Below are 13,622 nucleotides of genomic sequence, written 5' to 3' on the forward strand. Positions count from 1 at the left end.
GAGAGACACAGTTGATGTATAACGTCATGATCGTTGAGGATAGCAAACCGATATTACGTAATATTAAGATGCTTTTGGATGCGCTTACCTTGCCAATTCGGGTAGTGGCTACGGCAACGAACGGGGAGGATGCCCTGGCAGCGATTCACCTTGAGCACATTGATCTTCTCTTAACAGATATTCGGATGCCCAAGATGGATGGCCTAACGTTAATCGAGCAGGCAAAGCTAGCCAATCCGGACCTGAAAGTCATATTAATCAGCGGCTATAGCGACTTTGAATATACACGAAAAGCTCTGAATCTGCAGGTGTTCGACTACTTGCTGAAACCCGTGGAGCAAGAGGCGTTGGAGGAGGTCATGGGCCGGGTCATGGAGCAGCTCGCTCAACAGAAGTCTAAGAACCTTCAGGAATTGCAAGAGATCGTCGATCCCCAGTGTCATGCTGAATTACAACAAGAGAACGATTTTTCTCTGTTTACACAAATGATGATCATTGTACGCAAACAGCCCTTCACCTCAGACCGGGAGCGCTGGACCAAGCAGAAGGTTCAGACCATAGTGGAGGATTTATTTGCTCCACAGCCATGTCACATGTTTTTGAGTCAAACGCCACATCAATTTATCATGTTCGTAAATAAGAGGGTTCTTGCATTATATTCTTCTGTGCATGAGTGTCTGGAATCGTTGCGACGGCATTTAATTGCCCACAACATGGATGCCATCATCGGGGGGCAGCTGCTCTCTTCTGAATCCGTCCATTTGCCTGAACTCTATCACCAAATAGCATCGATTTTGTCGGCTCAGCAGCGGCTGAAACAAGGGCTTGCACTGGATACTGGAAATCCTGTTTCGATGGCAAGATTGGAATCAGGCTGCCTGAATTCCGTGTTGGAATCTGCTTTTGTCCATATGATGCAAAATCATCAGAAGGATCGATTCACTCTGAAACTGTCCGAGCTGCAGGACCGTTGGGCGGAGGACAATGTGCATGTGAAAGAAGTGGAACGGTTCATCGGTTTAGTAGTGGATACGTTTGCTCATCTGTACGAAGAACAGGGCTCGGGAATTAGGCTGGGTCTGGAGCTTAGAGCAAGAGAACTTTATGAGGAAAAGACATATGCTGATTTTTGCCGGGAACTAACGGAATGGACAGGGCAGTGCTTTGATATGCTGCAATCACATGTTCGAAAAAGTAAGGCGGTCCTATTCGAGCAAATTGACGAGTACATCAAGCTCAATAAGTATTCCCACTTGTCCATCAATGATATCGCCATGAAGTTTCACGTCAGTCCATCTTACGTCAGCAGAGTGATCAAAAACGTCACGCAAAGCACATTTGTTCAATATTACACCCGTCTGAGGATCCAAGAAGCCTGCAGGCTGATGGAATGCCAACCCGACATGAAGTTCAAGGAATTATCGGATTTGCTATCATTCAGCGATCAGCATTATTTCTCGAAGGTTTTTAAGGAGTATACGGGATTCAGTCCCACGGAATATAAAGAACAGATGCCCAGCAGTTGAAATAATTTGTGAGTGATATCTGGAATTGTAATGGATGCCGAGAAGAACAGGACCCCATTGAGTTTAAGATAAACGGAACACACCAACTGAATCGGCAACTTTGCAGCAATGATTAGCACAAAAAAACCAGACCCTCAAAGGAGTCTAGTTTTTTTTGTTCCTCTTTAGTTGGACATCGAATGACTAATCTTATTCTGTTTATGAATTTCTTCCGTTCCGGCTTCGAGAGCAGTTTTATAATAGGCGCATTTATGTTCTATGACTTCCATGGTCTTTCTCAGTTCTTCCAACTGTGCTTCTACACTAGCCTTTCGCTCAATAAACATGTCGTACCTTTCCTGCAGTGTGGAATCGCCTTCGGAACACCATTCGATGAAATCTTTGATATCCTTGATTGGCATACCGGTAAGTTTCAGGCATTGAATGATCTTTAAGAAATCGATGTCTGAATCTTTGAACTTGCGTACTCCGCTAGGGGTACGTTCTACAAAAGGCATAAGTCCTTCCTTATCGTAATAACGCAATGTATATACGGTGAGATTCAATTCTTTGGCAACTTCACTGATCGAATAAGGCATTTGTCTTCTCCTTTTCTAGGCATAGACCTCGAGCTAACTCTAGGATATGTGTGAAATTTTATCACTCTGTATTCAGGATGTCAAAATTCACAGAAACATGAAGGGTATGAAGCGGTATTCTAAAAACCACCTAAATTTTTTTAAGAATAGACATTTGACCTAGAGTTAACTAGAGGGATTATGATGAGTTTGCAAGAGAAAAGAGCAGGGATAAAATTAATGTTTATTCTGATATGTATTGTCCCTAACGAGCATTTCTCTTAAAAAATGAACATTTCAGGAGGTTACTATTATGATAACTGCTAAAGCACGAGCTGTGGACGGTCCGGACCAATCGTTCCGGGCGGCTGAAATTAAACGACGTGATTTGGATACTCATGATGTCCTGATCGAAATCAAATATGCCGGCATTTGTCATTCTGACATCCATACGGCTCATGGTGAATGGGGCCCTGTGAATTATCCGCTTGTACCTGGACACGAGATCGCTGGTATTGTTACGGATGTAGGAACCGAAGTGTCGAAATATAAGGTCGGTGACCGAGTAGGGGTCGGATGTATGGTTGACTCCTGTGGCGAATGTGAGAACTGCCAGCGTGGAGAAGAGCAATATTGTCTCAAAGGAAATATTCCTACCTACGCAGGTGTTGATAAATACGGCGAGCCTACACAAGGCGGCTATTCTACTCACATTGTCGTGACCGAAGACTTCATCGTCCGCATTCCTGACAACATCGGGCTTGATGTCGCTGCGCCATTACTTTGCGCAGGGATTACGACATACTCGCCGCTTCATCACTGGGGAGCAGCTCCAGGTAAGAAAGTAGCGGTAGTAGGTATGGGCGGACTTGGTCATATGGCTGTAAAAATTGCACACGCCATGGGTGCCGAGGTAACTGTTCTGTCCCAATCGTTGAATAAAAAAGAGGATGGCTTGCAGTTCGGCGCAGACCATTATTATGCTACAAGTGAAGGGGAAACCTTTGAGAAACTTGCGGGTTCCTTTGATTTGATTATTAACACGGTAAGTGCCAATATTGACATTAACGCTTACTTCGAATTGCTCACTCTGGATGGTACTCTGGTTAACGTAGGCGCACCCGGGGAACCGTTAGCAGTAAACGTGATGTCTCTCATCGGACATCGTCGTTCATTTGCAGGATCCATGATCGGGGGCATTCGGGAAACTCAGGAAATGCTGGATTTCTGTGCGGAGCATAATATCGTACCTAACATCGAAATCATCTCAGCTGACCAAATTGACGAAGCCTACAAACGTGTATTGGCTTCCGATGTGAAGTACAGATTCGTCATTGATATTAGCACAATGTAAGTTGTTCATTAAACGCAAACTTGTACCATAAACGAGGATGTCTCCAAAGCTTTAGCTTTGAGGACATCCTCACTTTTTTGCTGGAATATATTGATTAGAGAGATTTTAGATCTCATTAGTCCGAGACAACGAATCCATCGAAGTTTTCAGGGCCAACGCGAACCGTACCAAGCAGATTGGAGCTAACATATGCACTATAGGTTAATTGGGGTAAGAGTGGTGGATTAAAATCATTTCCTGAGAAGGTGATCACTTGTGGCGCCAGAACACTCAATCCAAATGTGGATGTTGCGGAATATATGACCGGGCCCGTTGGCAGAGTTCCTCTGACAACAGTAATTGTTATTCCCGCAAGAGCCAGCGGTAATTGTACCGAAACGGTTCCTTTGAATTGGACCCTGAGATTCGGCCCTGCTCCTGCAGTCAGCAATCCAATCTGGCCAAATAACTGTGGTGTATTCAGAAGCAAGATGGGAATAGCAATCGAGTTGGCCAAACTTGCATTTTGGGATGTTCTTGCATCCAGAAATTGAGCCATAAACCATTCCTCCTTTTATATGTGACAGAATAGTATATTCAAATGTTTTTAGTTTGAATGGACACCTTGTCTCTAATAAAAAGAAGCGCCCTTTTTCCCGTAGAAAACCGAGAAAAGGGCACTTCTTTTTTGTCTTATTTGGTGTAGTTGTATATTAAATATAGTCACACTTAAATTCGGAAAACTCGGCCAAAGCACCTTGTCCGTAAGCATATAAACCGATAACAACACCTGTAAAACCACCAGCGACCTCAGAGGAAAGGTATTTCGTTTGTGCACTGCCCAAGTGAATATCCTCGCCATCTGCATGAAGTATAAAGGTATAGCGATCATGAGTCGCCCGGATTTTCAGAGTTGCTTGATTACTGCTTCCCAAGTCTACTTCGTTTTCAACGGATTTGATATCTCCGATATTAAGCCGCTCGATAACCTTGTAGCCATCGTTGTCTTTCCTTATAGCTATGTCATAGTGATGATGTTCATCCATATAGAGGGTGATACCCGCTTCTCCGTCGGTGAGGCTGACATCGCATGATATAACCGCATTGAAATCTTTTTGCCGTATACTGATGAAGGTAGGTGTATCCGGTTGATCCAGCGAAATGTCAGTCCCTTTCAATGTGAGCTTGTTTGGCTGTAGGAGATAATTCTGCGAATGAGGGTGTCTAAGATAACACCAGTCCTTGTGCCATTCCGTATTTTCAAACGTAAATGACTTTTTCTCTGCCTGAACAACGGAATCGGGTATCCGATCTGTTTCGAAGGTTAGTAGAGTAGTCCCATTATGACCTGCTGTAAACCAGCCATCCTCATGAAATGTTACAGGCGCCAGAAAAACTTCGCGGCCAAGATGATGATAGGTCTGCCATTGTCCAATTTGCCGGAACCCCAAATGGAAAAGCCACCAATTCCCTTGATTATCCTGAACCAGATCGCCATGTCCTACACCCTGCAGCTCATAACCGCCCAGATTTCGGTTGGTTAGGACCGGATTGTGAGGATACGCTTCGAAGGGACCGGATACAGAGGCGCCTCGGGCATACGTTTCCATGTGTCCGTACTCTGTACCTCCTTCAGCAGCCAGCAGATAATATAGGCCGTTGATCTTATACATATGAGGACTTTCCAGATAACGACCGCCTGTCCCTTGCCAGATCGTACGGCTTGGCGTAAGTTTCTTGCCGGTTTCAATCTCGATTTCACATTGTACGATACCCGATACACCAAAATCATCAGAGCCGTTGCTCATGAAGTACGCTTTATGGTCTTCGAAATATAAGTCCGGATCAATTCCACCCTGATCTACGTAAATCGGTTCAGACCATTCGCCATAAATGTCATCTGTCCATACATAGAAATTTTGGCGTGTCGTATCATTTGTCGTCGTCATATAGAATCGTCCGTTATGGTGACGAAGAGTAGGAGCGAATACGCCTCCTGAGCTATTCACATGTTCAAGTTGGACCTGGCTTGTCTTCGTCAGACAATGACCGATTTGCTCCCAATTAATAAGATCTTTGCTTTCAAAGATCGGAACGCCGGGAAAATATTGAAATGAACTGCAAATCAGATAATAGGTATCGTTTACTTTACACACACTTGGATCTGGATAAAAACCTTTAACGACCGGATTATTAAACTTCATCTGTTCTTTCACCTCAATGATAAATTCATATAAATAAGAATTCTAATCGCATGGAATAATGAAATTAAACACCACTATCCATTTTATTTCAATATAAATAGGTTGTATTTTCTTTTAATATTCTATAAATTTATATAAATATGATTTCAACAAGTGTCTCAGGAGAGTGTGTACATGATCCGATCAAACGGAGAATCCAAATTTATGGCATTATACGATGCATTGGCTAGTGAAGTCCGATGGAACATCATGAAGTTAATTGCCGATCAAGAATTGAGTGTCAAGGATATAGCGGCCAAGATCGAACTCAGTCCGTCCATTGTGACGATGCACATACGAAAACTCGAACAAGCAGAACTCATTGGGAGTCGCAGAGTGCGTCGAAACGGTGGGACACACAAAATGTGTTTTCTCAAACAAAAAAAGATTGAAATTGAACTGCCTTCCGCCAGCAGAGTCGCGAATATAAGAGAGCAGACCATTTCCGTTGGTCATTACACCGCATTTGATATCCATCCAACTTGCGGACTGGGTACGCGAGAGAAGGAAATAGGAATATGGGATGATCCTCGTTACTTCCTGGATCCTGAGCGGGTGCAAGCTTCCATACTGTGGTTCGGGAGAGGTTATGTTGAGTACAAGACACCGAACTATCTATTCCCCGACCCGAAAGCCGAGGCTATAGAAATTTCCATGGAGATTGCTTCTGAAGCACCCGGCTTAAGAGACGATTGGCCATCGGATATTACATTTACGTTTAATGGCATTGTACTGGGAACCTGGACGAGTCCGGCGGATTTTGGAAGAGCGGCACGCGGTAAATATACACCGGAATGGTGGCACCGTAACGTGAATCAATATGGCTTGTTGAAGACGATTCGAATAGATGCGTCAGGAACACACATAGATGGAGAGCAGATGTCAAGCGTGACTTTAGATGATATTAAGCTGAGTGAACCATTCTGGACCCTTCGATTCGCGGTTGAGGAACAAGCGGTAAATGTCGGGGGATTAACCTTGTATGGGGCTGGATTCGGCAATCATGACCAGGATATTGTGATCCGCGTACATCTTGGCAATTAACCTGAATATAGTTAACACATCCTTTTTATTTATGCTATAATACAAACAAATAAGGCTTGTTACTGATTTTTTTCAGGCAATACCTATGTATATAAATGCCCAAAGTTTCTTTGGGTGTGTATATATATGGGTTTTTTTGTGTTTAATTTCAGAAACAAATTGAAGATTCACGAGTGTTTTTTCAACCGAGAAAAGTTCAATTCTAAAAATCTGTTTATTACTTTTGAAATAAAAATATACCATTAATTAAAGTATTTACTAGATATACCGATATATAGTATTGTTCTGAATTCATAGGGAGAGGGCGATCCATTTGAAAGAAAAAAAGAAAAATAAAAAGAAAGAAATATCTTTTGTTAAAAAAGGGGCATCTGTTTTACGTCTAATGAGTACCAGGCTAATTGCAGCTTTCCTTACTGTACTCATTATTCCAACAGCGCTTATCGGATATTTCTCCTATCACAGTGCGCAGGATCAGGTTCAACAAAGAATGACAGATCCAATGAATACCATGTTAACAATGACAGGGCAGCACATTGACAATCTGGTGGGCGCAAAAGCACAATTATTGAGTTATTTAGATCACATGTTTGGCTCCGCATCCATCGAAGCGAACACCGAAGCAGTTCAAGCAGAAATAAACCAATTAGCTGATACATATCCTGAGATTCTCGCCATCACGGTGGGGAATGAGCAGGGCAATTTCATTACTTCTCCAGAAATAGGGGAAGCAGCCTACGATCCACGCAGTACGGAATGGTACACCAATGGTAAAAGCAACAATGGGGCGCTAACTTTTTCTGACATCACGAAAGACCCGGTTTCCGGAAAGATTTATGTGGAGATATCAAAAGCTCTAACTAACGAACAAGGTGTGGCAAATATTAAACTTGATCTTGAGCCACTAGCCAAAGAGCTATCTTATGTGGATGTTGGAGGCAATGGAAGTCTGATCGTCGTTGATGCCAATCGAACCATCGCGGCTTGGTCCGGTGCCATTGCAAAAGGTGGGGGAGGAGAGCTCGGTGGAGCACTTATTGACGGAATACCAGTCCATCCCAATACGGCTTCAAGTTCGGATGAAGCGATGGCCTTCTCCCAATTTGTGAGAACTGACCTGGAGTATGACTTGGAGGTTTACAACGGTGTCAATGCTTTAACGGGTTGGAATGTTATTGCTTTGATGGGCCATGAAGATTTCATCGCCGCAGCGAAACCAATTCTGGTCACTAGCCTTACGGTAATTATTGTTTCTGTATTGTTAGCCGGAGTCATCATATTCTTTATTCTGAGATCTTTTATGATACCCATGCAAAAACTGCGAACGGCAACCCGCAGTGTACGGGAAGGAAATCTTTCGGAACGAGTTAACCTGAAAAACAAAGACGAATTCGGCTTATTGGCAAATGATTTTGACCAAATGACCATTTCGCTGCAGTCAGTTGTTACTGAACTGAATCAGACATCCTCGTTGCTAAGTCATTCATCACAATTGATACAGGAAAGCACAGAACAAACCACCGTATCGGTTCAACATGTTGCCGAGACCATGCAGCAGACTGCCGAAACAGCTGTAATTGGGGCGGAGAATTCGGAACAAACCGCGAACGCAGTGGAAGAAATGGCCAGAGGCATCAGTACGATCGCAGAATCTGCGAGTGCGATTGTTGATTCGGCCGAAGAGACGGAACGTGCAGTCGCAAACGGTGGGAAAACCATAAACCAAGTCGGAGAACAGATGGAACATATTCTTGGAGCCGTTGAAGAAACTTCAGCTTTAATTAACGAGCTGTCCAATCTATCAGCAGAGGCCAATCGAATGAACGAAGCCATTGCCGATATCTCTCGGCAAACCAATCTTCTGTCACTGAATGCTTCTATTGAAGCAGCAAGAGCAGGGGAACACGGAAAAGGTTTTGCTGTTGTTGCAGGTGAAGTACGTATGTTATCCTTGCAATCCAAACAAAGTGCGGAACAAATTGCTGCTACCATTGGCAAAATGTTCGATCTGATTGAGAAATCCACTTCACTGATGAATGATAAAGTACGTAATCAAGTTGGTGAAGGAATGCGCATTAGCCGAGAAGCTTCTGCTACGATATCCAACATTGAACAATTTACAACGCATATTGTGGATCAAATCCAAGATGTATCTGCTGTATCAGAGCAGCTGTCAGCAAGTACGGAGCAGGTCTCTGCTACGGTTGCCGAAATGGCCAATATTTCGAAAGTGTCGGCTGACAGTGCCCAGACTACTTCGGCTGCAGCCCAACAGCAAATGGCGGCAATGGAGGAGATCTCGGCATCATCTGTACAGCTATCCAAAACGGCTGAGAATATGCAAAAGCTGGTTCGTCGATTTACTCTTTAGATTAGATTTAAGGTTAGTTTATACGATAAGACGAGGCGCTCCTAAAGGAGCGCCTTTGTGCTGTAGAGAATAACACGTTCCTCTTACTGACTGGATGCAGCATCCCCGAACATGTCCTTTTGATTTCGTTTCCGGAAACTTCGCGGCGATTCTCCGACTGTTTTCGTAAACAGAATGGTGAAGTAATTGGGATTATCATACCCGACCAGTTTGGAAATTTCCCATATTTTTTTCTTGGTTGAGACTAACAATCGGGTTGCTTCACCCATTCTTCGCTGGATCAAGTAATGATAGGGGGAAGTACCATAGTGATTTTTGTACATGTGAATCAAGTAATAGAAATCAATATGAAATTGATCTGCAAGTTCCTTCAGTTTGATGTTTTGCCGGTAGTTGGTATCCAAATAGTCCTTAATGCTCTCGGCAAGCGTGTTGCTGCGAACAATTTCACCTGCAGTGAGCTGATGACGGGACATTCGATCGATGATCACCAGTACAGCTTTCAAGACGTATTGGGAGATGGACTCGTATCCATCCTCTCGAATAGAAAATTCACTGAACAGGGTCTGCATTAACGAATGAAGCTCGTCCGAATAGCGGTTTGCTCGAATGATCGGTTCGCTCCCTGGAGGAATGACCCAATCGTTATGATCACGGGCACCTTCTTTGAAACGAAAGCCACAATAAAAGGTGGATAACGGAAACTCAGGGTCGGATTTCTCCTCATGAAGTGTTCCTTTATTGTAAATGAGCAGATCCCCCTTTTGAGCCCAATGCTTCACACCATCAATGGTGAAGGATCCTTTGCCTTCATTTACGTAAATGATTTCATGTAGGTCGTCGTGTTTATGTGTTGGAAAACTCCAATCGGGGTTATCGGCCAGCTTCCCTACGTAAATAATGATGCAATCCTGGTCCTCACTCAATTGGCCGGGTTCGTGACGTGTATTCATCTGTGTCTTCCCTTCGAGGTTCTATGATGAAATGACAACATTCATAATGTTTTGAAATAAAACCACAACAACCTTGATTGTCGCCCTGGCATATCTGACAGTACAATTTCACTATCCAATATGTACTATATATCGAAACTGAAGGGATGGGAATGCAGAAATTACACTCGTTAGAAAACGTTTTAGAAATTGAAGCGCTTGCAACATTAGAAAGGATTAGTGAGAACTGATTTATGACTAGAACAAGAGAGAATTTACTTATTTTAACACTTACGCTGGTCAGCTTTGTACTGGGAACAACCGAGTATGTGATCGTGGGTGTATTGAAGGAAATTGAAAGTTACATGAAAGTGTCCCTCGCTGCTGCGGGTGCTCTTGTTTCCGGTTTTGCCATTGCCTATGCAGTCGGTACACCATTCGCTGTGGCTTCCTTGGCGAAAATATCCAGAAGAAGCTCGATTTTAATTGGATTTGCCATTGTGCTTGCTCTGAATGTGTTGACTGTGTTTTCAACAACGTTCACTTCCTTGATGGCGATTCGCATCATATCAGCCGTTGCTTGTGGACTTACGATATCGCTTTCGATCTCGATCGCAAGCGACGCAGTGAACCGGGAGCGGAGAGGAGAAGCTATCGCGTGGATTTTGGGCGGCTTCTCCATCGCGAATGTGCTAGGTGTTCCGCTTGGTACGTTCATCGGACAGCATCTGAGCTGGTCCATGACATTTGTCGTTACCGCATGTATCGGTGTCGTGCCGTTTGTGTTCATGTTCCGGATACTTCCGCGCCGCACGACAACCGTTACTGGTTCGTTCAGCGATCAGATGGCTCTCTTTTTGAAGCCGCGGATCTTGCTAGCCTGTCTGATCCCGGTATTGGGAAACAGCTGTATCTTCGTAACGTTCACGTATATCACCCCGATTCTGAGTGAGTCCATGGGTGTGCCTGCACGTTGGGTCAGCGGCGTACTCCTCATCTATGGAGCCTGCAGCATCCTGAGCAACTGGATCGGTGCCAAAATAGCCAAGGGCGATTTCTTGCCCAAGCTCAAGTGGCTTTTTGTGATTCAAGCCGTTATCTTCTTGGGACTGAGCTTTGCCTTGTCCAATCTGTGGCTCGGCTTGGCGTTCCTGTTCCTGATTGGATGCCTGTCATCTTCCATGAGCGCTGCATCCCAACTCTATTTGTTCGACGTATCTGCAGCGATCGCACCGAATTCAAAAGCGTTCGCGTCTACACTGCTGCCTGTGGCGGCTAACGTGGGGATTGCACTCGGCTCAGGAGTCGGGGGGATTGCCGTCAATTTGGGTGGTGTGAACTGGGTACCTCCGGTTGCTGTGGTGCTAGCTTTGCTGGCTTTTGCCATTACGAGAATATGCCAGCGTTCCATTCAATTGAATTCGGAAGAAGCAGCCACTTCAAACGCGGCTTAGATTTGAAGATTTGGATTAGACCTAGTGTATGGTACTTCAGCATACATTGGGTCTTTTTATTTTTAAACAAATCTAGATTTAATTGTGCTCGGAGAGTAGAACTTTAATAGTAAGAAAGTGCAACAATTTAGTGAGCTTGTATATGAGGAGTTCTGATAAAATAAATGAAAAGATTTCTCAATCCACAAATGTGATCTTCATGCATTCAACCAATGAGGAGGTAAACCAATGAAAAAGCCCATGATCGGTGTCCTGCCATTATATGATTCAAACAAAGAAAGCTATTGGATGCTTCCAGATTATATGAACGCCATTGAAGAGACGGGTGGAATTCCGGTCATGCTCCCGTTGACCCAAAACCTCGAGATTATTGCAGCACTGGCTAATGCATTTGATGGATTTCTGTTTACAGGCGGACATGATCTCCATCCGGAGCTTTATCATGAAAGGGTAGAGGAGACCTGTGGGGAGTTATGTATTGAACGCGATAGGATGGAGTCACTTCTTTTTCAAAAAGTAATAGAGCTCGATAAACCTGCCTTGGGCATATGTCGCGGACTACAATTATTTAACGTGATGTTGGGTGGGTCATTGTATCAGGACATCCCTGCACAGGTTCATGTGAGCGATCCAGTTAACCATAAACAAAGCCCGCCATATACCAATATTGTGCATCAGGTACATATTGAACAAGATAATTTGCTGCATGATATTGTACAAACAGATATGATCCAAGTGAACAGTTATCATCACCAAGGGATCAAGACGTTATCTGACAAGTTAACTGCAGCGGCAGTTGCTGAAGATGGTCTGGTCGAATCTGTGGTTATGCCCAACCAAAAATTTGTGTTGGCTGTGCAATGGCATCCAGAGTACAGTTATAAAGTAGATGATCATAGCCATAGACTATTTTCAGCTTTTGTCAGCGCTTGTAATCCTCTAAGTGCTTATAACAATGTCGAAGAAATCACCGCTTAAATGTAAGCAGCTGGTTCGTTTATGATCGGCTGCTTTTTTATTTCAGATTGGACCCGATAATCAAGATTCAAAACTTTAATTAGAGTACTATTAAGAACCAAATATCCCATTTGTTATTTTAGATAAAATCCTACTTAAACAGAAATGTATTAGGGATAATGTCACTAATATGATCAGAATGAATATGCCAACGCTTATAAATTGGAATGGAATGAAGTCTGCTAGCCAATTTCCGCCTATGTAAATACAAATAAACGCAATTAAAATTGCAAATACATAAGTAATAGTAACCCCGATTAACTGTTTAGGTGATAGCTTTTTCAATACATTTCTATGCTTCCACATTAATAGTACGAATAAAAGTAAACTTATTACCGACGTTATTATTTCTTGGATTATAACCAACTCCTTCCTTGATATTAATTGGTTAAATTGTAAAAAATGTATGCTATAATTTTATTATTTGGTTAAAGGTTTGTGCAAGTAAATATAGCGATTCAGCTTTTGCAAAAATAATAAAAATGAAGGAAGTGGTGAATTGCGGATAATTTCTTTTGTTTGTATTTTCTTGCTCGTATTGACGGGCTGCACTAAAGAAAAGACTGAGACAATCACACCAGATCATTCGAAACCTAACCGTATAACACTAACTCCTATTGATCTGTCCCAAGGGGAAGCAGCGAGGTTTAAACCTTTTCTTGGCATGATGTCGGGTGCATTTATATTAGCGTATGAGGGAAGTAAACCTTATGCCAGGCTGGATATGGACATTTGGGAGAATGGGAAGAAAGTTGATTCTGCAGGATCGATTGGAGATGTGTTTTTCAGTTTGGAGGGGCAAGAGAAAAGTAATGAAATTGATTTAATCATATCGATTGATTCAGTCTCTATAGAGGAACAAAAAAAATTGAGTATAATCAAAATCAAAACGGGGTCAGGCTTAGCTACTTATACTCTTCCCTGGAATTCAGAGTTGAAAGCAAGCGCTTTGGTTCAGAATACGGGAACACAGACGTTCACAGGCGAACAGCCTGTTCATGTGCTTGGTATGCACGCTACAAGTGCAAACCAAATAAATGCCCCAGATCTTTCAGAGGATTCACTAAGCAAAACGGAATGGGCGCTTGTGTTCACCTTGCGTTTTGATGAGTAGACTGGTTAAAAAAGAAGACGTTGAAGTATCT

Annotated in this window: 11 protein-coding genes; 7 read left to right on the forward strand and 4 right to left on the reverse strand. The window is 43.1% G+C overall.

Features of this window, described 5'->3' with window-relative positions:
- The first annotated feature begins 14 nt into the window (after window positions 1–14).
- On the forward strand, window positions 15–1,526 hold the full coding sequence (locus AAIH57_RS04175) for a response regulator transcription factor (RefSeq protein WP_430020644.1): 1,512 nt from the start codon (window positions 15–17) through the stop codon (window positions 1,524–1,526).
- A 164-nt stretch (window positions 1,527–1,690) separates the two neighbouring features.
- On the opposite strand, the gene AAIH57_RS04180 is transcribed toward AAIH57_RS04175, so the two are convergent.
- Entirely contained in the window at window positions 1,691–2,104 is a 414-nt protein-coding gene (locus AAIH57_RS04180; RefSeq protein WP_175394806.1) for a MerR family transcriptional regulator, read from the reverse strand.
- 292 nt (window positions 2,105–2,396) lie between these two features.
- Here AAIH57_RS04180 and AAIH57_RS04185 point away from each other — a divergent pair, with 292 nt between their 5' ends.
- Window positions 2,397–3,437 carry an NAD(P)-dependent alcohol dehydrogenase gene (locus AAIH57_RS04185; protein ID WP_430020645.1) on the forward strand — a complete coding sequence of 347 codons (1,041 nt, stop codon included), beginning with the start codon at window positions 2,397–2,399 and terminating at the stop codon, window positions 3,435–3,437.
- Window positions 3,438–3,552: 115 nt separating this feature from the next.
- Here the strand turns inward: AAIH57_RS04185 and AAIH57_RS04190 are convergent, their stop codons facing one another.
- A complete protein-coding gene (locus tag AAIH57_RS04190; protein ID WP_430020646.1) occupies window positions 3,553–3,975 on the reverse strand; it encodes a hypothetical protein in 423 nt (140 codons plus the stop codon).
- Between the two features lie 154 nt (window positions 3,976–4,129).
- The gene (locus AAIH57_RS04195; protein WP_430020647.1) at window positions 4,130–5,620 is read right to left on the reverse strand and encodes a glycoside hydrolase family 43 protein; all 1,491 of its coding nucleotides are present in this window, start codon (window positions 5,618–5,620) and stop codon (window positions 4,130–4,132) included.
- Window positions 5,621–5,794: 174 nt separating this feature from the next.
- Between AAIH57_RS04195 and AAIH57_RS04200 the strand changes: the two genes are divergently transcribed.
- A complete protein-coding gene (locus AAIH57_RS04200) occupies window positions 5,795–6,703 on the forward strand; it encodes an ArsR/SmtB family transcription factor (protein ID WP_430020648.1) in 909 nt (302 codons plus the stop codon).
- Between the two features lie 385 nt (window positions 6,704–7,088).
- Entirely contained in the window at window positions 7,089–9,074 is a 1,986-nt protein-coding gene (locus AAIH57_RS04205) for a methyl-accepting chemotaxis protein (RefSeq protein ID WP_430021330.1), read from the forward strand.
- Between the two features lie 83 nt (window positions 9,075–9,157).
- Here AAIH57_RS04205 and AAIH57_RS04210 read toward each other — a convergent pair whose 3' ends face one another.
- Complete coding sequence (locus tag AAIH57_RS04210; RefSeq protein WP_430020649.1) at window positions 9,158–10,027, reverse strand: AraC family transcriptional regulator; 870 nt, start codon at window positions 10,025–10,027, stop codon at window positions 9,158–9,160.
- A gap of 233 nt (window positions 10,028–10,260) precedes the next feature.
- On the opposite strand from AAIH57_RS04210, the gene AAIH57_RS04215 reads away from it, so the two are divergent.
- The 3 genes from AAIH57_RS04215 to AAIH57_RS04225 all read left to right on the forward strand — a co-directional run bounded on the left by AAIH57_RS04215 (window position 10,261) and on the right by AAIH57_RS04225 (window position 13,591).
- The gene (locus AAIH57_RS04215) at window positions 10,261–11,460 is read left to right on the forward strand and encodes an MFS transporter (RefSeq protein WP_430020650.1); all 1,200 of its coding nucleotides are present in this window, start codon (window positions 10,261–10,263) and stop codon (window positions 11,458–11,460) included.
- A gap of 228 nt (window positions 11,461–11,688) precedes the next feature.
- Window positions 11,689–12,438, forward strand: a complete 750-nt coding sequence (locus AAIH57_RS04220) for a gamma-glutamyl-gamma-aminobutyrate hydrolase family protein (RefSeq protein WP_430020651.1) — start codon at window positions 11,689–11,691, stop codon at window positions 12,436–12,438.
- 538 nt (window positions 12,439–12,976) lie between these two features.
- A complete protein-coding gene (locus AAIH57_RS04225) occupies window positions 12,977–13,591 on the forward strand; it encodes a hypothetical protein (RefSeq protein WP_430020652.1) in 615 nt (204 codons plus the stop codon).
- The last annotated feature ends 31 nt before the right edge of the window (window positions 13,592–13,622 follow it).

This window comes from Paenibacillus sp. MABNR03 (genome assembly GCF_050455445.1).
In the GTDB taxonomy this organism is placed as follows: domain Bacteria; phylum Bacillota; class Bacilli; order Paenibacillales; family Paenibacillaceae; genus Paenibacillus; species Paenibacillus xylanilyticus.

Excerpts from the sequence above, each read along its gene's own strand:
- AAIH57_RS04185 (WP_430020645.1), top strand. The coding sequence starts at position 2,397 with ATGATAACTGCTAAAGCACGAGCTGTGGACGGTCCGGACCAATCGTTC.
- AAIH57_RS04180 (WP_175394806.1), bottom strand. The coding sequence starts at position 2,104 with ATGCCTTATTCGATCAGTGAAGTTGCCAAAGAATTGAATCTCACCGTA.
- AAIH57_RS04175 (WP_430020644.1), top strand. The coding sequence starts at position 15 with ATGTATAACGTCATGATCGTTGAGGATAGCAAACCGATATTACGTAAT.
- AAIH57_RS04200 (WP_430020648.1), top strand. The coding sequence starts at position 5,795 with ATGATCCGATCAAACGGAGAATCCAAATTTATGGCATTATACGATGCA.
- AAIH57_RS04205 (WP_430021330.1), top strand. The coding sequence starts at position 7,089 with ATGAGTACCAGGCTAATTGCAGCTTTCCTTACTGTACTCATTATTCCA.
- AAIH57_RS04220 (WP_430020651.1), top strand. The coding sequence starts at position 11,689 with ATGAAAAAGCCCATGATCGGTGTCCTGCCATTATATGATTCAAACAAA.
- AAIH57_RS04210 (WP_430020649.1), bottom strand. The coding sequence starts at position 10,027 with ATGAATACACGTCACGAACCCGGCCAATTGAGTGAGGACCAGGATTGC.
- AAIH57_RS04215 (WP_430020650.1), top strand. The coding sequence starts at position 10,261 with ATGACTAGAACAAGAGAGAATTTACTTATTTTAACACTTACGCTGGTC.
- AAIH57_RS04190 (WP_430020646.1), bottom strand. The coding sequence starts at position 3,975 with ATGGCTCAATTTCTGGATGCAAGAACATCCCAAAATGCAAGTTTGGCC.
- AAIH57_RS04195 (WP_430020647.1), bottom strand. The coding sequence starts at position 5,620 with ATGAAGTTTAATAATCCGGTCGTTAAAGGTTTTTATCCAGATCCAAGT.